The 19,356-nt window shown below is 71.7% G+C and carries 18 protein-coding genes; 13 read left to right on the plus strand and 5 right to left on the minus strand.

The window, feature by feature from the left end; genetic code table 11:
- The first annotated feature begins 198 nt into the window (after nucleotides 1–198).
- The 4 genes from ABT014_RS10000 (at nucleotide 199) to ABT014_RS10015 (ending at nucleotide 6,471) form a co-directional block, all read left to right on the plus strand.
- Nucleotides 199–1,215, plus strand: coding sequence for a glycosyltransferase family 2 protein (locus tag ABT014_RS10000; protein ID WP_350638201.1), 1,017 nt, complete (start codon nucleotides 199–201; stop codon nucleotides 1,213–1,215).
- Nucleotides 1,216–1,315: 100 nt separating this feature from the next.
- On the plus strand, nucleotides 1,316–3,700 hold the full coding sequence (locus ABT014_RS10005) for a hypothetical protein (RefSeq protein WP_350638202.1): 2,385 nt from the start codon (nucleotides 1,316–1,318) through the stop codon (nucleotides 3,698–3,700).
- 118 nt (nucleotides 3,701–3,818) lie between these two features.
- Nucleotides 3,819–4,271: a GtrA family protein gene (locus ABT014_RS10010; protein WP_350638203.1), complete on the plus strand. Its 453-nt coding sequence runs from the start codon at nucleotides 3,819–3,821 to the stop codon at nucleotides 4,269–4,271.
- A gap of 172 nt (nucleotides 4,272–4,443) precedes the next feature.
- On the plus strand, nucleotides 4,444–6,471 hold the full coding sequence (locus ABT014_RS10015) for a hypothetical protein (RefSeq protein WP_350638204.1): 2,028 nt from the start codon (nucleotides 4,444–4,446) through the stop codon (nucleotides 6,469–6,471).
- Nucleotides 6,472–6,484: 13 nt separating this feature from the next.
- Here ABT014_RS10015 and ABT014_RS10020 read toward each other — a convergent pair whose 3' ends face one another.
- The 5 genes from ABT014_RS10020 to rfbA form a co-directional block, all read right to left on the minus strand.
- Nucleotides 6,485–7,690 carry an acyltransferase family protein gene (locus ABT014_RS10020; RefSeq protein WP_350638205.1) on the minus strand — a complete coding sequence of 402 codons (1,206 nt, stop codon included), beginning with the start codon at nucleotides 7,688–7,690 and terminating at the stop codon, nucleotides 6,485–6,487.
- Nucleotides 7,691–7,787: 97 nt separating this feature from the next.
- Nucleotides 7,788–8,744 carry an NAD-dependent epimerase/dehydratase family protein gene (locus ABT014_RS10025; protein WP_350638206.1) on the minus strand — a complete coding sequence of 319 codons (957 nt, stop codon included), beginning with the start codon at nucleotides 8,742–8,744 and terminating at the stop codon, nucleotides 7,788–7,790.
- Nucleotides 8,745–8,772: 28 nt separating this feature from the next.
- Complete coding sequence (locus tag ABT014_RS10030; protein ID WP_350638207.1) at nucleotides 8,773–9,675, minus strand: glycosyltransferase family 2 protein; 903 nt, start codon at nucleotides 9,673–9,675, stop codon at nucleotides 8,773–8,775.
- Between the two features lie 159 nt (nucleotides 9,676–9,834).
- Nucleotides 9,835–10,434, minus strand: coding sequence for a dTDP-4-dehydrorhamnose 3,5-epimerase (gene rfbC, locus ABT014_RS10035; protein ID WP_350638208.1), 600 nt, complete (start codon nucleotides 10,432–10,434; stop codon nucleotides 9,835–9,837).
- Nucleotides 10,431–11,306: a glucose-1-phosphate thymidylyltransferase RfbA gene (rfbA, locus tag ABT014_RS10040; RefSeq protein WP_350638209.1), complete on the minus strand. Its 876-nt coding sequence runs from the start codon at nucleotides 11,304–11,306 to the stop codon at nucleotides 10,431–10,433. The genes rfbC and rfbA overlap by 4 nt, the downstream gene beginning before the upstream one ends.
- Nucleotides 11,307–11,388: 82 nt before the next feature.
- On the opposite strand from rfbA, the gene rfbB reads away from it, so the two are divergent.
- The 9 genes from rfbB to rplW all read left to right on the plus strand — a co-directional run bounded on the left by rfbB (nucleotide 11,389) and on the right by rplW (nucleotide 19,349).
- Complete coding sequence (rfbB, locus tag ABT014_RS10045; RefSeq protein ID WP_350638210.1) at nucleotides 11,389–12,366, plus strand: dTDP-glucose 4,6-dehydratase; 978 nt, start codon at nucleotides 11,389–11,391, stop codon at nucleotides 12,364–12,366.
- Nucleotides 12,367–12,382: 16 nt separating this feature from the next.
- Nucleotides 12,383–13,711: a lipopolysaccharide biosynthesis protein gene (locus ABT014_RS10050; RefSeq protein ID WP_350638211.1), complete on the plus strand. Its 1,329-nt coding sequence runs from the start codon at nucleotides 12,383–12,385 to the stop codon at nucleotides 13,709–13,711.
- A gap of 98 nt (nucleotides 13,712–13,809) precedes the next feature.
- Nucleotides 13,810–14,211 (plus strand): DUF2304 family protein, encoded by a 402-nt coding sequence (locus tag ABT014_RS10055; RefSeq protein WP_350638212.1) that lies wholly within the window; start codon nucleotides 13,810–13,812, stop codon nucleotides 14,209–14,211.
- Nucleotides 14,208–14,984, plus strand: coding sequence for a glycosyltransferase family 2 protein (locus ABT014_RS10060; RefSeq protein ID WP_350638214.1), 777 nt, complete (start codon nucleotides 14,208–14,210; stop codon nucleotides 14,982–14,984). Before ABT014_RS10055 ends, ABT014_RS10060 begins: the two co-directional genes overlap by 4 nt.
- Before the next feature lie 93 nt (nucleotides 14,985–15,077).
- The gene (locus ABT014_RS10065; RefSeq protein ID WP_350638216.1) at nucleotides 15,078–16,880 is read left to right on the plus strand and encodes a hypothetical protein; all 1,803 of its coding nucleotides are present in this window, start codon (nucleotides 15,078–15,080) and stop codon (nucleotides 16,878–16,880) included.
- 493 nt (nucleotides 16,881–17,373) lie between these two features.
- The gene (rpsJ, locus tag ABT014_RS10070) at nucleotides 17,374–17,682 is read left to right on the plus strand and encodes a 30S ribosomal protein S10 (protein WP_012785157.1); all 309 of its coding nucleotides are present in this window, start codon (nucleotides 17,374–17,376) and stop codon (nucleotides 17,680–17,682) included.
- 14 nt (nucleotides 17,683–17,696) lie between these two features.
- Nucleotides 17,697–18,344: a 50S ribosomal protein L3 gene (rplC, locus tag ABT014_RS10075; RefSeq protein ID WP_033824234.1), complete on the plus strand. Its 648-nt coding sequence runs from the start codon at nucleotides 17,697–17,699 to the stop codon at nucleotides 18,342–18,344.
- A gap of 4 nt (nucleotides 18,345–18,348) precedes the next feature.
- Nucleotides 18,349–19,026: a 50S ribosomal protein L4 gene (gene rplD, locus ABT014_RS10080; RefSeq protein WP_350638218.1), complete on the plus strand. Its 678-nt coding sequence runs from the start codon at nucleotides 18,349–18,351 to the stop codon at nucleotides 19,024–19,026.
- A complete protein-coding gene (rplW, locus tag ABT014_RS10085) occupies nucleotides 19,026–19,349 on the plus strand; it encodes a 50S ribosomal protein L23 (protein ID WP_033824232.1) in 324 nt (107 codons plus the stop codon). The genes rplD and rplW overlap by 1 nt, the downstream gene beginning before the upstream one ends.
- The last annotated feature ends 7 nt before the right edge of the window (nucleotides 19,350–19,356 follow it).

Raw genomic sequence — 19,356 nt, forward strand, 5'->3', positions numbered from 1 at the left:
GTGATCCAACTGCTAGCCTGGCGGTCCGTGCCCGTCCCTGCCGTGAACCGCAGGCGGCGGCGCCGAGACCCGCCCGTCGCCCACCGGCCGGGGTGGCCGCCCGCCGGCCGTTTGCAGTGAACCGGAGCCACCGGCCCGGTACGGAACCTCCCGAGCACGGTCGAACGCTCTCCGACACATAGGGACAGGCGAACAACGATGCACAACGCAGCAGTCACGGCAGACCAGGCGGCCGTTCCGCCCGCGCCGCTGTTGTCGGTCGTGATCCCCATATACAACGAGCAGGAGGCCCTGCCCCTGACGGTGCAGCGGCTGCGTCCGATCCTGGACTCGCTGGACATCACCTATGAGGTCGTCGGCATCGACGACGGCAGCACCGATGCCACGCCGCAGATCATGCACAAGCTCCGGCAGGAGTGGCCCGAGCTGCGGATCGTCCGCTTCGCCCGCAACTCCGGCCACCAGGCCGCGCTGACCGCCGGCATCCACCGGGCCTTCGGCCAGTACGTCGTCAGCATCGACGCCGACCTCCAGGACCCGCCGGAGAAGATCCCGGAGATGCTCTCGCTCGCCCGCGAGCAGGGGCTGGACATCGTCTACGGCGTGCGCGGCGACCGCAACACCGACACCTTCTTCAAGCGCCGCACCGCCGGCGGCTACTACTGGCTGATGCGCAAGCTCGTCGGCAAGAAGATGCCGGCGCACGCGGGCGACTTCCGGCTGCTCAGCCGGGCCGCGGTGGACGCGCTGAAGTCCCTGCCCGAGCACCAGCCGGTGTACCGGCTGCTGGTGCCGTGGCTCGGTTTCAGCAGCGGCGAGGTGGTCTACGACCGCGAGGAGCGGGTCGCCGGCAGCACCAAGTACCCGCTGTCGAAGATGCTCCGACTGGCGCTCGACAGCATCACCAACTTCTCCGCGGCCCCGCTGCGGCTCGCCACCTGGCTGGGCGCGGGCAGCTTCCTGATCTGCTTCGTGCTGGCCGTGTACACCACCGTGCAGTACGTCGCCGGCGCCACCGTCCCGGGCTGGGCCTCGCTGTTCATCGCGATGCTCTTCCTCGGCGGCGTGCAGCTGATCTGCATCGGCCTGCTCGGCGAGTACGTGGGCCGGATCTACTCCGCGGCCCAGGCCCGGCCGGCCTACTTCGTCGGCTACGACTCGGCCGACGAGCGCAACACGGTCGCGCCTTCCACGGCTCCGCAGTACGTGGCCTGACATCCTGACAATCCCGTCGGCGGCCGGCCGCCGTCGACGGGACGCGGCCGCACGGGCGGGCGCGCCGTTCGAGGCCGGAACGCACGGGGAGATCCACACGATGGGCAGCACTGACCGGACCACTCCGTCGACGGGCACCCCGGCGGACCGGGCGGCGCAGCAGCGTGGCCGCGGCGGCCGGCCGGCGGGGACGCCGTGGCGCTACCTGCCGGCGGCGGCCGCCTACCTCTTCCTGGTGGCGCTGCTGCTGGCGGCCGACACCTCGCCGGGCGACATCGCCCGCTACACCGGGTACGTGCTGTGGGGCGTGCTCCTCCCCGGCACGCTGGTCTTCCGCGCGCTGCGCCGGCGCCCGCACACCCTGGTCGAGGACCTCGCCTTCGGCGCGGTCACCGGCCTGGTGCTGGAGCTGGCCGCCTGGGCGGTACTGATGCCGCTCGGCCTGCAGGGCGCGGCGATCGCCTGGCCGCTGCTGGTGGTCGTCCCGTTCGCGGCGGTGCCGGCGCTGCGGCGGCACTGGGCCCCGCGCGGCTACACGCGCCCGTCGCTCGGCTGGTCCTGGGCGGTGGCCGGGACGGTCGCCGTCACCAGCGCGTACCTGTACGAGGTGTTCCTGCGCAAGAACCCGGTCCTGCCGACCGGGGACGCCACCCGGCAGTACATCGACCTGCCGTACCTGCTGTCGCTGGCCGGCAACGCCAAGCACGACTTCCCGCTGACCTTCCCGCAGGCCGCCGGCGAGCCGCTGCACTACCACTGGTTCACCTTCGTCCACATGGCGATGACCAGCATGGTCGGACACATCGACCTGCCGGTGGTCCAGATGCGGCTGATGGTCCCGGCGCTGTGCGCGCTCGCGATGGTGATCACCGCGGTGGTGGCCGGTCGGCTCACCGGTCGCGCCTGGGCCGGTCCGGCCGCCGCGCTGCTGGTCTTCGGCATCGGTGAGTTCAACGCGATCTACCCGAACGACGTCTTCAGCTGGACCTTCGGGGCGCCCGCGGTCCCGCTGATGTCCTGGGCGAGCCTGTCGCTGACCTACAGCCAGCCGCTGCTGATGGCCTTGATCGGCGTGGTCGGCGATCTCCTGCGCCGGCGCGGCGCCGACCCGGCCGGCGCCGACCCGGCCGGTGCCGGCGTGCCGCCGCTGGGCCGCGGCGCGTTCGTCCTGGCGGCGATGTTCGCGGTGGCCTCCAGCGCGGCCAAGGCCAGCTCGCTGCCGGTCACCGTGGCCGCGCTGGCCGCGGCCGGGCTGCTGGTGCTGGTCCTCACCCGGCGGATCCCCTGGACGATCGTCGGCCTGGGCGCGATCCTCGGCGGGGCGCAGCTGTTCGCCACCGCGGTGCTGTTCCGGTTCGAGAGCTACGGCCTGGAGGTCGTCCCGTTCGGCAACGTCAGCCGGTACTGGCAGGACCCCGCGGGGAGCCGGGACTCGCTGGCGCAGGGCGCCGTCGTCGCCGCGACGCTGGCCGCGTTCGCGCTCAACCACCAGCTGCGGATGGCCGGCGCGATCCCGCTGATCTGGCGGCGCCGGCTGCGGCTGGAGCCGGTCCAGTGGTTCCTGCTCGGCGGTGCGCTGGCCGGCCCGGCCGCGTACCTGGTGGTGAACGGTTTCAACTCCAGCTACTTCACCATCGCCGGGCTTCCGTTCGGGGTGCTGCTGTCGGTCTGGGGCTACTGCGAGGTCTTCGAGCGCGCCCGGCTCTCCACCCGGGCGAAGGCCCTGCTGGCGGTCGGTTCGGTGGTCTTCGTGGCCGTGCTGACCTGGGCCGTCCACCGTTACTCGGCCCGCTGGGCCGGCTGGGTGCTGGCGCGCTTCCAGGACGGCGCGCAGCCGCCGTCCTACGCCCCGATCCTGCCGGCGCTGGCGGCCGCGGCAGCCCTGGCCGCGATCGCCGCGGTCGGCGGCGTGCTGTGGTGGGCGGCCGGCCGCGCCGTCCGCGGGCTGCGCGGGCGCGGTGGGGTGGTGCTGCTCACGGCGGTCCTGCTGGCGGGCGGACCGACCCTGCTGCTGGACGTGGCGCAGGCGCGCCAGTTCGACTGGCCGGGCGCGTGGCCGCTGCCGGGCAGCCAGGTCGAGGCCGCCCGGTGGGTCCGGTCGCACAGCGCGCCCTCGGACGTGCTGGCCACCAACAGCCACTGCCGGTCCGTCGACGACTGGGCGGTCCCCGGCGAGTCCTGCCCGAACGCGCTCTCCTTCTGGCTCAGCGGGTACTCCGAGCGTTCGGTGCTGGTCGAGGGCTGGGCGTACGCGCCCCGGCTGGTCTCGGACCAGTCCGCCACCTTCTGGGACCAGCCGCTGCTCCAGCTCAACGAGGACGCGGTCTACCACCCGACGGCGGACGTGCTGCGCGTGCTGCACGAGCGGCACCACGTCCGCTACCTGGTGGTCGACCGCAGGATCGGCCCCGAGTCGCCCGCGCTGGCCGGCCTCGCCGAGCGGCGCTACGACAACGGCCGGGTGGCCGTCTACGAGCTCCGCTGACCGGCCCCGCCGCTCCGGCGGACCCGGCAGACCGAACCGGCCGACCCGTCAGACCCGTCAGACCCGACCGACCAGACCGACCCGACCGACCCGACATGGACAGAGCGTGGGATCCCAGATGGTGAGCACCGAAGAACCGACCGCGGCGCAGCAGGCCGACCCGGGCCCGCCGTCGGCCGGCGGCACGCGGCGCCAGCTGCCGGCGTTCCTGGTCATCGGCGTGCTGAGCACGCTGTTCTACCTGCTGCTCTACGTGGCCGCGCGCCAGGTGGTCGGCCCGCAGGCCGGCAACCTGATCGCCCTGCTGGTGAGCGCGGTGGCCAACACCGCGGCCAACCGCCGGTTCACCTTCGGCATCACCGGGTCCAAGGGCGCGCTGCGCCACCAGGCGCAGGGTGGTGTCGCCTTCGTGATCGGGCTCGGGCTCAGTGCCGGGGTGCTGGCGCTGCTGCACCGGACGGTGCCGGACGCCTCCAAGGTGGTCGAGGTGGCCGGTCTCGTCGTGGCGAACGGCCTGGCCACGCTGTGCCGGTTCCTGCTGATGCGGGTGTGGGTGTTCAGGTCCCGCTGACCCGTCGGAGTCCAGGTGCCCGCGGCCGGGCGGCGGCCGTGCAGTAGCATGGCCGCCGTCGATTCGGCGGAGCGGCGATTCCTCCCGCGGGACGCGATGCCGGCGGGATTCCGCCCCGAATCACCCCTGCGCGGAGCCCGGTCCGCGAGCAGACCTGAGGAGACCCTGCGAGATGACAGCCCAACTGGCGGGGATCCGTGCGCGCCTGAGCAGCTCCGCGGCGTCCCGGTCCGGTGACCGGACGGGCCCGCCCCGCCGGCGCTGGGACGTCCTCGCCGGAGCGCTCGTGGTCTCCTGGGCGCTGCCCGCGGTGCTGGGCGCGCTGAACCTGACGGTCGTCCTGCTGCCGGTGTTCCTGCTGGCGGTGGCCTCCGTGCTGCGGGTCGGCGGGGTGCTGCTGGACCGGCTGGTGGTGGCGACCGTGGTGCTCTGCGGCGGCGTGCTGGCGATGGGGCTGATCACCTCCTTCTGGCCGTGGGGGATGGAGCCGGTGCCGAGCGCCGGTGTGATCCTCTCGGTGATCAGTGTGGGGGCGTGGACCGCGCGCCGGGTTCCCCGGCTGCCGCTGCGGCTGCGCACCTCGGACCTGCTGGTGGTCGGTACCGCCGCCGCGGTCTGGCACTACGTGCACCACCCGCTCATCGGGCACTCGGTGGTCGGCCGGTTGCCGGTCTCCCTGTCGGTCGAGGACCGGATCACCCACTTCTCCATCTTCGACGCGATCCACCGGCTCGGCGGTTTCCTCTTCCTGGACCAGGACCAGGCCCGGGTGCTGGTGAGCACCCCGACCGAGGCCGTCTACCCGCTGGGCTCGCACTACCTGTGGGCCTGGTTCGACATCTTCGTGCGCTCGACCACGTCGACCGGTGACCCGGTGGCGGCCTACAACCGCTACGCGCTCTACGTGATAGCGGCGTTCGCCATCCTCTGCGGCATGATCGTCTGGGCCGCGCGCTGGATCGGCGGGCCCCGGCTGACCGGCTGGCGCACCGCCGCCGTGTGCACCACGGTCGGTGCCCTCGCGGTGGCCAGCGGCCTCGGCTCGATGGTCGAGTACTGCTTCGACTCGCAGATCTTCGCGCTGATCTTCCTGGTGGTCACGGTCGCGCTGGTGATCCGGCCGGCGATGGACCTCGGGACGTACGCCCTGGCCACGGCGGCCGGCATGATCACGGTCGCGTTCTCGTACAACATCCTGGCCGCCTTCCTGGGCCTGGCCATGGTCGGCGGCGCGGTGGTCCACCGCCGCCGGCAGCGCGGCCGGCGTTGGCCGCTGTACGCGGTCCAGTTGGCGGGCTGCCTGATCGCGGTGGTGCCGAGCGCGATCTCGACCAGGTCCAAGCTGAACATGGAGGCCCAGGCCAACGCGTTCGGCTGGCAGCTCCCGCTGGACCGCTCGGTGCTGCTGGGCGTCGCGCTGCTGGTGGCCGCGGTCGCCCTGCTGCCGCGCAACCGGCGCACCCCGGTGGCCCGGGCGGTGCTGGTCGTCCTGGCGGTGTCCACCCTGATCCTCGGCGGCTTCGGCTACTGGCAGATGCACCAGATCGGCAAGCTCTCGTACTACTTCGAGAAGCTGGCCAACGGCGGTTTCGTGATCGCCCTGAGCACGCTGGGACTGCTGGGCAGCGTGCTGCGGCCGATGGGGCCGGCGGCCAAGGTGCTGCGGCGGCGCTGGTGGACCGAGGGCGTCGTGGCGGTGGCGGTCTCGGCCGCCGCGCTGAGCCTGTTCGCGGGCGTCCAGTGGGGGGTCCCCTCGGTGGGTGGCCAGCCGACGGCCTGGCAGGGCACCCCGCTGGTGCACTACAGCAAGGCCAACGGCAAGGAACTCGCGCCGGTGGTGATCCCGCTGGTCGAGCGCGACCTGCCGAGGATCGACCGCACCGTCCCGGTGCTGACGCTGTACGCCAACGACGGCTACGTGAACTGGCGCACCAGCTTCCTGGCCTCCTCGCTGATCCACCGGGCCGGGCTCGCGGCCGGCTTCCCCGAGCTGATGAACGTCGTCATCGGCGGCGGGCCGGTCAACCCGCAGCAGTACACCAACTCCTTGCGCTCGCTCAAGACGGTGCTGGCCGGCATCCCGGACCAGAAGGTGACCCTGCTGGTGTCCGACCCGCAGACCGCGAACGACCTGCGGCACGACCTGGCCGCGCTGCCGGGCAAGACCGTCACGGTGGTGGACGCCCCGATCAAGCGCTGACGGGCGCCGCCGCTCAGGTCCCGGCCGCCCGGCCGGGGTCCGGGCGGCGGGCCTGCCGGCGCAGGACGGCGGGCGGGAGCCGGTCCTTGAGCCGCAGCGCCGGGGCCTCGACGGCGTACCAGGAGAAGGCCGCGAGCGCGGTCGTCGCGGCCAGCGCGGCAGCGAGGAAGCCCGCCGGGCCGAGCCGCGCGAGCCCGTAGGCGGCCAGCACCTGTTCCACCGTGAAGCCGTAGATGTAGATCCCGTACGACAGGTCGCGGTCGCGGCCGACGGCCCGGCAGGGGCGGGGGAGCCGCACGGCGAGCCAGAGCAGCAGGTAGGCCAGTGCCGGGTAGCCGAGGACCGGCAGCGCGCCCCAGCGCAGGGTGGCGAGCAGGGTGACGGCGGCCAGCACCGCGAGCCCGTCGTGCACCGGGACGCGCTCCCGGTAGAGCCGCAGGGTGGCGCCGAGCAGGAACACCAGGCCGAGGTGGACCAGGTAGTGCAGGGACAGCTCACCGGCCAGCGGCAGGTCCAGATGCGTGGTCAGGTCGCCCGGCATGCCGCGCGGCCCCGGCGCGTCGAACCAGTCGGTGGTGACCAGGGCCAGCAGGGCGGCGGCGGTGAGCGGCACCAGCCGCCGGCCCCGGCCGAGCACCCCGGCGAGGGCGGCGAGACCGGCCAGCAGGTAGCAGAGCAGCTCGTACTTGAGCGACCACAGCGCGCCGTTGACGCTGCCGTCGAAGTTGGTGCCCCGGCGGATGCCCTCCGCGATCACCCCGGAGACGTCCCAGCCGCCGCGCATCGGGCTGTCCCAGGCGCTGCCGAGGTACTGGAAGGGGCCCCAGGTGCCGGTCCAGAAGCCGGCCAGGCTGCCGTGCTGGTGCCAGCGGACCAGCGGCATCAGGACGAGGGTGGAGACCAGCAGCGATCCGCACAGGCCCGGGAGGATCCGCAGGGCCCGGTGCCACACGTAGCGGCCGGGGCGGGTGCGCCGGGCGCTGCCGGTGATCAGGTAGCCCGACAGGACGAAGAAGCCGAGCACGGCCAGCTTGCCGAGGTCGGTCTGCTGACCGCTGCGCTGCCAGAGCGGGTCGAGCCGCCCGTACGCGAGCGGGTAGACGTGCGAGACGACGACCGTGACCGCCAGCGCCAGCCGCAGGAAGCCGAAGCTGTCGGAGCGCGGGGACAGCAGGTCCGCGAGCGTTCCTCGGGAGCGGAGCAGTCCGGCGAGTCGCAATCGGGCCTCGGATCGGGGGACGGGGGCGGCGCGGGCCGGTGCCGGCCCGCTCGGGGCGCCGGGCCGGGCCACCCCGCAGGGCGGCCCGGCAGGGCGGCTATCCGGCCGAGGAACCGAGCTGCGCGCGCCACAGGTCGGCGACGGCCTCGCGCAGCGTGCGGCGGGGCGCCCAGCCGAGCTGCTCGGCGGCCAGCGTGACGTCGAGCTGCTGCCATTCGGTCTCCGGGCCGCTGCCCTCGGGCGCCGGCACCTCGGTGATCTCGGTGGGCACCCCGCTCTCCTCGATCAGCAGCTCGACCAGCAGCCGGGCCGCGCTGGCGGAGCCGGTGCCGATGTTGATCACAGCGACGGTGGTCCGCGTGGCGATGGCGGCCAGCACGGCGTCCACGGTGTCGGTGAGGTCCACGAAGTCGCGCTGCGCGGTGAGCGGGGCGAGCGACAGCTGGGCGGTCGACCCGTCGAGGCGGGCCGCGTCCAGCTTGCCGGCCATCACGCCGAGCAGGCTGTGCCCCGGCTGCCCGGCGCCGACCACGTTGCCCAGCCGCAGCACCACCGCGTCGACCCGGCCGGCGGCGACCGCGCGGACCACGGACTCGCTGGCGGCGAGCTTGAGCTTGCCGTACTCCATGACCGGGGCCGGGGAGTCGTCCTCGTGCTGGCTGACGCCGATCGGCGCCATGCCGTACTCGTGGACGGTGCCGAGGTGGATCAGCCGGGCCGGGGAGGCCATCGCGCCGACGGCCTCGACCAGCCGGTCGACCAGCACGACGTTGGCCTCGTACATCTGCTCGTCGTTCAGGCCCCACATGCCGCCGGCCGCGTTGACCACGGCGTCGATCCGCTCGCGGTCGAGCAGGGCGGCGAGTTCGGCCGGGGCCGTCGAGCTCAGGTCCACCCGGGCGAAGCGGCCCGGGACGGGGACGGCGGGCTCGGTGCGGGCGAGCGAGAGGACCTCGTGGCCCTGCTCCACCAGGCGGCCGACGAGCACCCGTCCGATGAAGCCGGTACCACCCAGGACGGCGACGCGGGCCGGTGCCGCGTGAGGTGCGGACATTGCGGGGTTGCTCCTAGGGCGCGAGGGCTCAGCGGGGCTGGGCGGCGGTGGAGGTGGCGTTGCGGACCAGGGCCTTGGCCCCGTCCCACTGCTTGGCGCGGATCGCGCCGGGCACCAGGGTGAGGGCGTGGATCCGGGCGGAGAGGTGCAGCCGGGAGGCCTTCGCCGCCCGGTGCCAGCCCTGCTGGTCCAGCCGGTCCGCCACGTCGAGGAAGTAGCGGCGGGCCTCGGCGAAGCGGGCGCCGGAGAAGGCCGAGGTGGCCGAGACGCTGACGTTGTGCCGGCGGTACTGGAAGCAGCGGGTGTCGTCGATCACGACCTGCTCGCCGGCCTGCAGCAGGTCGATCACCAGCGCCAGGTCCTGGATGATCTCGACGTCGTCGCGGAAGCCCATGGCCCGGACGGCCTCGGTGCGCCAGCACAGCGACGGGAAGTACAGCCAGTTGCCCTTGAGCAGGCTGGTCGCCAGCTCCTCCCCGCCCATCACCGTGCGGCCCCGCAGCTTGGGCGCGTACAGCCGCCGCTTGGCCTCGTCCGCCAGGGTGGTGCCCGGCTTGCCGGTGCTGTCGATCACCTCGACACCGGGCTGGACGATCGCGGCGCCCGGGTGCTCGGCCAGGCAGGCCCGGACCGTGGCCACGTAGTTGGGCAGCATGATGTCGTCGGTGCCCATGAAGACCATGTGCTCGTGCTCGGCGAGCCCCAGGCACTTGCGGTAGTTGCCGGTCACGCCGAGGTTCCGCTCGTTGCGGAAGTACCGCACCCGCGGGTCGCCCAGCTCCGCGAACCACTCCGGGACACCGGGCTCCTTGCCGTCGTCCACGACGGTCAGGCGCCAGTCCTCGTCGGTCTGCGCGAGCACGCTGCGGACCGCCGCCTTCATCAGCGCGACATCGCCGTAGTACGGGAGCAGCACATCCAGTGTGGTCATGGTCTCAGGCACATCCGCTGGTAGAGGGGCAGCCGAAGGAGGTCCTCCGGCGGGGTCATCATACTGACCGGCGCTGAACGGACCCTTCGGCCGAACGCCGCAAACACGACACCCCGCGACCGGTGCGGTCACGGGGTGCGCGTCGGACGGGGCGCCGGCTCAGCCGGTCCGCAGGGTGCGGTAGAAGTCCTGGCAGGCCTGGTGGTCCGGGAGCAGGCCGCCGGCCAGCGCCTCGGCCAGCGAGGGCGCCGCGTCGTCCCGGGCGGAGAGCTGCGGGGTGTCGACCGGCCACTCGATGCCCAGGTCCGGGTCGAGCGGGTGCACGGCGTGCTCGCCGGTCGGGTTGTAGGTCTCGGAGCAGACGTAGGAGAGCGTGGCGTCGTCGCTCAGCGCGCAGAAGCCGTGCCCGACGCCCTCGGGGATGTACACCGAGCGCCGGTCCTCGTCGTCCAGCCGGACGAACTCCCAGGTGCCGAAGGCGGGGGAGCCGACCCGCAGGTCGACCACCACGTCCAGGACCGCGCCGCGCACGCAGCTGACGTACTTGGCCTGGCCGGGCGGCACGTCGGCGAAGTGGATGCCGCGCACGACGCCCTTGGCGGAGACCGACAGGTTGCCCTGGGCCATCCGCAGCGGGTGGCCGACCACCTCGGCGAGGCGGTCGAAGCGGTACCACTCCATGAACAGGCCGCGCGGGTCGCCGTGCTGCTGCGGGGTGACCTCGAAGGCGCCGGGGATCGACAGCTCGCGGAACTTCATCGGGCGTTCTCCTCGTCGAGCAGGGCCAGCAGGTACTCGCCGTACCCGCTCTTGCACAGCGGCTCGGCGAGCTCGCGCAGCTGGTCCGAGCTGATCAGGCCGGCCCGCCAGGCGGTCTCCTCCAGGCACCCGATCTTGAAGCCCTGGCGCTCCTCGATGACCCGGACGAACTCGGAGGCCTGCACCATCGACACGAACGTGCCGGTGTCCAGCCACGCGGTACCGCGGTCGAGGATGGTGACGTGCAGCTGCTCGGCCTGCAGGTAGGCCTCGTTGACGGCGGTGATCTCCAGCTCGCCGCGGGCGCTGGGCTTCAGGCCCGCCGCGATCTTCACGACCTGGTTGTCGTAGAAGTAGAGCCCGGGCACCGCGTAGCGGGACTTCGGGGTGGTCGGCTTCTCCTCGATCGACAGCACCCGGCCGTCCTCCGCGAACTCCACCACGCCGTACGCGGTCGGGTCCGCCACCGGGTACGCGAACACCCGGCCGCCGACCGGCTCGGTGTGCTGCGCCAGCCGGGTGCCCAGACCGCTGCCGTGGAAGATGTTGTCGCCGAGGATCAGCGCCACCGGCTCGTCCCCGATGAAGTCCGCGCCCAGCACGAACGCCTGGGCGATGCCCTCGGGGCGCTCCTGGACGGCGTACTCCAGCTTGAGGCCGAACTGGGACCCGTCACCGAGCAGGCGCGTGAACTGCTCCTGGTCCTGCGGGGTCGTGATGATCAGGATCTCGCGGATCCCCGCCATCACCAGGGTCGAGAGCGGGTAGTAGATCATGGGCTTGTCGAAGACCGGCAGCAGCTGCTTCGAGACGGCTCGGGTCAGCGGCCACAGTCGCGAGCCGGTACCGCCCGCCAGGAGGATTCCACGCATGTCGGCAGCTTATGTGAGGCCGCGGGCCGCCCGCTGACCCGGGGTCGGCCGCGAACGGTCGGCGGGTAGACTGCGCCGTACTATGCGCATCCTCGTGACCGGCGGCGCCGGATTCATCGGTTCAGAATTTGTCCGTCAGCTGCTGGGCGCGGACGAGTCCGCCCAGATCACCGTCTTCGACAAGCTGACCTACTCGGGCGTCGAGGCGAACCTCGCACCGGTCGCCGGCCACCCCGGCTACGCCTTCGTCCGCGGTGACATCTGCGACGTCGACGCGGTGGACCAGGCGATGGCCGGCCACGACGTGGTCGTGCACTTCGCCGCCGAGTCCCACGTCGACCGCTCGATCGAGGGCGCGGGCCCGTTCGTCCTGACCAACGTGGTCGGCACCCAGGTGCTGCTGGACGCCGCCCGCAAGCACGGGGTGGGCCGCTTCGTCCACGTCTCCACCGACGAGGTCTACGGCTCGATCTCCGAGGGCTCCTGGACCGAGACCTGGCCGCTGGCCCCCAACTCGCCGTACTCGGCCTCCAAGGCCGGCTCGGACCTGCTGGCGCTGGCGTACCACCGCACCCACGGCATGGACGTCGTGGTCACCCGCTGCTCCAACAACTACGGGCACTACCAGTTCCCGGAGAAGGTCATCCCGCTGTTCACCACCAACCTGCTGGACGGCAGGAAGGTGCCGCTGTACGGCAACGGCGGCAACATCCGCGACTGGCTGCACGTCTCGGACCACTGCCGCGGCATCGAGCTGGCCATGCGCAAGGGCCGGGCCGGCGAGGTCTACAACATCGGCGGCGGCACCGAGATCACCAACAAGGAGCTCACCGGCCTGCTGCTGGACGCGGCCGGGGCGGGCTGGGACATGGTCGAGCCGGTCGCCGACCGCAAGGGCCACGACCTGCGCTACTCGCTGGACATCACCAAGATCGGCGAGGAGCTCGGCTACGCGCCGCAGGTCCGCTTCGAGGACGGCCTCGCGGCGACCATCGCCTGGTACCGCGACAACCGCGACTGGTGGGAGCCGCTCAAGGCCCGCACCGCCCTGCACGGCTGATCCCGGGGACACGACCGTGGGCAGCCCGATTGCAAAGGTGTTCGGCGCGCTCCCGCCCGGAGTCCGGCTGGTCGCCGGTGGCACCGTGGTGCTGGGAGCGTCGTCCTACATCTACCTCGCCCTGGCGGGCTACAGCCTGACCACGGCCCAGGTGGCCGGTGTCTCCGTGCTGTGGACCGTGGTGATGTCCGTCGGCTACGGGCTGTTCTCCCCGGTCGAGCTGGAACTCACCCGGCTGGTCTCCGCCCGGGACGTCGCGGGCCGGGGTCCGCTCCCGGCGGTGCGCCGGGTGCTGCTGCTGGCCGGCGGCGTGCTGGCGGTCGTGCTGGCGGCGATCGCGTTCGGCGCGCGCCCGCTGGCCGACCGGCTGTTCGGCGGCGACATCGCCCTGGTGGCCGGTCTCGGCGGCGCCATGGTCGGACTGGCCGTCAGCTCGGTGGTCCGTGGCGCCCTGGCGGGCCTGGGCAACTTCCGCTCGTACGGCGCCCAGCTGGCGGTGGACGGCGGCCTGCGGATCGGGCTGGCGGGGCTGCTGCCGGTGTTCGGCCTGCACTCGGCGCTGGCCTTCAGCCTGATCCTGGTGGTGGCACCGCTGGCCGCCTCGGTGATCGGGCTCCGCTCGGTGCTCGCCGACCGGCGCGGCGGCCCGGCCCCGGCCTGGTCCGGTCTGGTCCGCGGGATCGGCCTGCTGACCGGCTCGACCCTGCTCGCCCAGCTGATGGTGAACGCGGCCGTGGTCAGCGTGAAGCTGCTCTCGGCGCAGGAGGTGGTCCTGGTCGGCGCCCTGCTCAACGCGGTGGTCCTGGCCCGGGTGCCGCTGTTCGCCTACGCCGCGATCCAGGCGTCGCTGGTCTCGGCGCTCTCCGGGGCGGCCGCCGCCGGCGACCACCAGGAGTTCCGCAAGGTGCTCTCGCGCACCGCGGCCATCGTGGCCGGGATGTGCACCGTGGCCGGGCTGCCCACGGTGCTGCTCGGTCCGTGGCTGATCCAACTGCTGTTCAACGCCCAGCCGGTCCTGGGGTCGGCCGACTTCCTCTGGCTGGTGCTGGGCACCCTCTTCTTCATGCTGGCGACGGTCTTCGGACAGGCGCTGATGTCCCTGGGCCGCCACCGCCACCAGCTGTTGTCCTGGGTGGCGGGCACCGTTGTCCTCGTGGTCGTGACCCTGCTGCCGGGCGCCGTCGGCACCCGCGCGGAACTCGGCTACCTGGCTGGTGCAGCGGTGAGCGCGGCTGGCATGCTGTGGTCGCTGTTCCGCTCGTTGCCCCGAGTGCGGCAGGCGGTCGTCGCCGACCACGCCAACGCCGATGGGCAGAACCCCGCGTCCGTGATACCCGGCCCCTGAGACAGTCATGCGCAGTGCGTGTGAGGAATGTGCGTTCGACACCTCTATGATGTGTCAGTGATCGCCACGCCCACTGCCGCTGAAAGGCGAAATCCGTCGTGCGACTAACGATCATCACCTCGATCACCGGCGTGCTGGTGGTCGCCTACATCCTCGAACTGCTGCGGCGGCAGCAACTGCGCGAGAAGTACGCGGCGATCTGGCTCCTGATCGGCCTCGCCGTCGCCCCCCTGGGCTTCTTCCCCACCGTCCTGGACTCCACCGCCCGCCGGCTCGGCATCGCCTCCGGCGTGAGCCTGGTGCTGTTCGCGGGCTTCGTCCTGGTCCTCCTGGTCTGCCTCCACCTCAGCTGGGAGGCGAGCCAGCTGGAGGCGGAGACCCGGAGCCTGTCCGAGGAAGTGGCACTGCTGCGGTCCCACCTCGTCGAGCACCACGGCTACCCGGTGCGCAAGCAGGACCCGACCCCGGCGCTCGCCGACGACTCCGAGGTGCACTCATGATCGACGGCCTGCGGGTCCTCATCATCCTGCCCGCCCTCAACGAGGCCGACGGCCTGCCGGGCGTGCTGAAGGAGATCAAGACCCAGCTGCCCGGCGTCGACACCCTGGTGGTGGACGACGGATCCACCGACGGCACCGCCGCCGTGGCGACGGCCTGCGGCTCGCCGGTCGTCCAGCTGCCGTACAACCTCGGCGTGGGCGGGGCGATGCGCCTCGGCTACCGCTACGCCTACCTGCACGGGTACGACGTGGCGATCCAGGTGGACTCGGACGGCCAGCACGACCCGGTCTACGTGCCGCTGCTGCTCGAGAAGCTCAAGGAAGCCGACCTGGCGATCGGTGCCCGGTTCGACGGCGAGGGCGACTACACCGTCCGCGGACCCCGGAAGTGGGCCATGGGCCTGCTCTCCTTCGTCCTCTCCCGGATAACCCGCACCAGGCTCACGGACACCACCTCCGGTTTCCGGGCCTGCAACCGTCAGCTGATCGAGTTCTTCGCCCAGTGGTACCCGGTGGAGTACCTCGGCGACACCATCGAGAGCATGGTCGGCGCGGCCCGCTGCGGCTTCGTCGTGCGCCAGGTGCCGGTGGCGATGCGCGAGCGCACCACCGGCACCCCCAGCGCCTCGCCCTTCAAGGCGACCGTCTACCTCGCGCGCGCGGGCCTCGTCCTGCTGCTCGCGATGATCCGCCGGATGCCCAAGCACCTGAAGAACATCGCCGCTGCCGACCGTTCCTCGGTGGTCCAGCGCGAGCTCGTGGCCAGAAGCTGAGCGGGCGCCGGCCCGGCGGATTCGCCACCGGGCCGGCGTCGGCGGCGGCATCCGACGGAGGAGCCGCCCTCATCCGCGGCAGGACGCCGCCTCATGAAAGTGATCGATATGACGGACCTGGTCGATGACCCGGTGAGCGGAGCCGCCCTCGGGCCGGACCGCCCCGCGGAGCCGGTCGCCGAGGACGGGGCGGGCCGCAGCGCCCGGTTCAAGCCCTGGCAGCTGCGACTCGCCGAGGGTGCGATCAGTGTCGTCGTCGCGCTGGTGTTCCTGCGGCTGTGCATGCACATCAGCGTCAACCCGCTGATCCGGGTCGGCCAGGTCAGCGGTCTCGCCAAGGTGCAGCAGTACGCCGCGTTCATCGGCCTGCCGCTGCTCGCGGCGCTGCTGTACGCCGCCTACCGCGGCAGCCTGCAGCGCTACCAGGTGCTCCAGCGGCTGGTCTGCGCGGCACTCGCCGGGCTCGCCACCGGGGTGCTGGCCGGTGGCATCGCGGTCGGCCTGCACGGCACGCCGTTCGGCCTGGGCGGCCAGGAGGGCGACCCCGGCAACGTCATGGGCATGGCGAACGACATGATCCGCGGCGACGGCCTGCCCGGCGTGTACCCCCCGCTGTTCCCCGCCGTCCTCGCGCTGGTGGCCGACACCTTCCACCACGGCGTCGCCGGCGTCGGCTACGCCATGAAGGACCTCCAGCTGATCTGCACCGCGCTGGCGGGCCCGATGGCCTACCTCGCCTGGCGGCTGCTGCTGCGCCCGTTCTGGGCCGCGCTGATCGCGATCCCGTCGGCGGTCGTCTTCATGGACCCGATCCGCCCGTACAGCCACGTCACCATGATCGTGATGGTCCCGATGGTGGCCGGCTGCCTGCGCGAGCTGCGCCGGGTGAACGACCTCCCGCTGCGCTCCGCCCTGCTGCGCGCGGCCGGCTTCGGCGCCGCGTTCGGGCTGCTCTTCCTCTGGTACTCCGGCTGGTTCGTGTGGACCGCCCCCGGCGTGATGGTGCTCGCGCTGTTCCTGGTGCCGTGGCGCCGCGGCGCCGCCGCGCTGCGCCGGGCCCTGGTCTTCCTGGGCGTGACCCTGCTCTCCGCCGGCGTCGTGGGCGCTCCGCTGCTGGTCCAGATGGTCCGGCTCGGGGCCACCACCAAGGACCGCTACGCCTACGTGATGACGTACACCGACCCGGCGTACGTGATGGGCTGGGTCTCGGACCGGCAGGGCCACCAGAGCTACCACACCGTCCCCGGCGCCGGCGGTCTCGCCGGGCAGGGCGGGCTGACCCTGGCGCTGCTCGCCGCGGTGGCGCTGGGCATCGGGTTCGGCCTGCGCAACACCGTGGTCCGCACCGCGGCGGCCGGCCTGATCAGCGCCTGGCTGCTGCGCTTCTGGTTCGCCTCGCACATGCAGCACGACCAGGCCGTCCAGCTGTACCCGCGGACGACCTGGATCATCATGTACAGCCTCATGATCCTCGCGGTCTTCGGCGTGATGCTGGCCGGCCGCAGCGGCCTGGCCTGGCTGCGCGCGGTGGCGAAGGCGAGCGGCGACTCGCCCGCCAGCCGGATCTCCGCCAAGAGCGTCGTCCGGGTCACCTCCGGCGTGCTCTGCGCGCTGGCGCTGTTCGCCACCATGGGCGCCTCCTGGTCGGCCAACCGCTACATGCCGAGCACCGAGAAGGGTGTCGAGGACATGGGCCTGGACGCCTACCGGGCGCACTTCATCCAGCAGCAGGACGGCAAGTGCCCCAAGTACGGGGGCACCACCGGGTGCAGCCCGATCAACATGGAGCTGCACGAGTACACCTTCGGCCCGGACGACTACAAGCTCTACTGCGGCAACGCGGAGCCGGTCGAGTGGCAGGTGCTCTGCGGTCGGCAGGGCCCGGCCATCGGCTGAGCGGATCCGAACCCGTCTGATCGGGCCCGGAGCGGTGCACACCGCTCCGGGCCCGATTGGCTTAACGGGGCTCGGATGTGGCAAGATGTCCAAGTTGCTCGGTTGAGTGCCGATGCTGCGCGCCTCCCGTCGGGAGGACCGGAAGCGAGTCCCATGTACTCGTCGTTCCCGTGATGGCCGTTCATGTGTTCACGTGCTGTGTGTGAATGCAGTGGTGTGTAGTCGACACCGCGGCAGCTGCGGGGCGGACGTACGGGAATCTTCCGGGAAGCGTGTGCGGGGCCTCGATCCGGCGCCTGGTGGGTGCAAGACCTGCCGAACCGGCGGAAATCTGATTCCGGGGAAACCTAGATCGGATTTTTTGCAAGCGGGAGTGCGACACGCCCGACCGCGTGGGTCGGAAGGCAATCACCCGGAGGCGCCACCGGCGGAGTCCACCCGGACGAAGCCGGCAGCAGAAGCAGCAGACGAGACAAAGGACTACTGAGTAGCCATGGCGGGACAGAAGATCCGCATCCGGCTCAAGGCCTACGACCACGAGGTGATTGACTCCTCGGCGAAGAAGATCGTCGAGACTGTCATTCGCACTGGTGCGCAGGTCGCGGGCCCGGTGCCGCTGCCCACTGAGAAGAACGTGTACTGCGTCATCCGCTCGCCGCACAAGTACAAGGACTCGCGCGAGCACTTCGAGATGCGCACTCACAAGCGTCTGATCGACATCCTCGACCCGACCCCGAAGACCGTTGACTCGCTGATGCGCCTCGACCTTCCGGCCGGCGTCGACATCGAGATCAAGCTCTGAGAGGCGCGACGAAGATGGCAAAGCAGATTAAGGGCATCCTGGGCGAGAAGCTCGGCATGACCCAGGTCTGGGACGAGAACAACCGGATCGTTCCGGTGACCGTCGTCAAGGCCGGGCCCAATGTCGTTACCCAGGTCCACACCGCCGACAGCGCGAGCGGCTACGACGCCGTGCAGATCGGCTTCGGCGAGATCGACCCCCGCAAGGTGAACAAGCCCCTCGCGGGCCACTTCGCCAAGGCCGGTGTCACCCCGCGCCGCCACCTGGTCGAGCTGCGTACCTCGGACGCGTCCGAGTACACCCTCGGCCAGGAGATCACCGCTGAGCTGTTCGAGGCGGGTGTCAAGGTCGACGTGACCGGCACCTCCAAGGGCAAGGGCTTCGCCGGTGTCATGAAGCGTCACAACTTCAAGGGCCTCGGCGCCGGTCACGGCACCCAGCGCAAGCACCGTTCGCCCGGTTCCATCGGTGGCTGCGCCACCCCGGGCCGCGTGTTCAAGGGCATGCGGATGGCGGGTCGGATGGGCCACGAGCGTGTGACCACCCAGAACCTGACCGTGCACGCCGTTGACGCGGAGAAGGGCCTGCTCCTGATCAAGGGCGCAATCCCGGGCCCGAACGGCGGCCTCGTCCTCGTCCGCACCGCGGCGAAGGGGCTGTGAGGATATGAGCACCATTGACATCCTGTCGCCGGCCGGCGACAAGGCCGGCAGCCTCGAGCTGCCCGCCGAGATCTTCGACGCCAAGGTCAGCATTCCGCTGATGCACCAGGTCGTCGTGGCGCAGCTCGCTGCCGCCCGTCAGGGCACCCACAAGGTCAAGACCCGTGGCGAGGTCCGTGGCGGCGGCAAGAAGCCGTACCGCCAGAAGGGCACCGGCCGCGCCCGTCAGGGCTCGACCCGCGCCCCGCAGTTCGCCGGCGGTGGCGTCGTGCACGGTCCCGTGCCGCGTGACTACTCGCAGCGGACCCCGAAGAAGATGATCGCCGCCGCGCTCCGCGGTGCGCTCACCGACCGGGCCCGCCACAACCGCATCCACGTCGTCACCGACGTGGTCGCGGTCGAGGCGCCGTCGACCAAGGCCGCCAAGGGTCTGCTCGGCAAGATCACCGACCGCAAGAACGTCCTCCTGGTCGTCGAGCGTGCGGACGAGCTGGGCCTCAAGTCCGCTCGTAACCTGCCGAACGTGCACATCCTGGACGCCGGCCAGCTGAACACCTACGACGTGCTCGTCTCCGACGATGTGGTCTTCACCCAGGCTGCCTTCGAGCGCTTCGTGGCCGGTCCGGCCGCGTCCGCCAAGGCTGTTGCCGCTGAGGGCGAGCTCGAAGGGAGCGCCGCCTGATGGCTGCAGAGATCACGAGCAAGACGTACACGGACCCGCGTGACGTCCTGGTGAAGCCGGTCATCTCCGAGAAGAGCTACTCGCTCCTCGACGAGAACAAGTACACGTTCATCGTGTCGCCGGGTGCCAACAAGACCCAGATCAAGCAGGCTGTCGAGGCGGTCTTCTCGGTCAAGGTCGAGGCCGTCAACACGCTCAACCGTCAGGGCAAGCGCAAGCGCTCCAAGACGGGCTTTGGCAAGCGCAAGGACACCAAGCGCGCCATCGTGACGCTGGCCGAGGGCAACCGCATCGACATCTTCGGTGGTCCGGCCTCCGCCTGACGGGGTC

It is taken from the genome of Kitasatospora sp. NPDC094015, from assembly GCF_040304075.1.
Lineage (GTDB): Bacteria > Actinomycetota > Actinomycetes > Streptomycetales > Streptomycetaceae > Kitasatospora.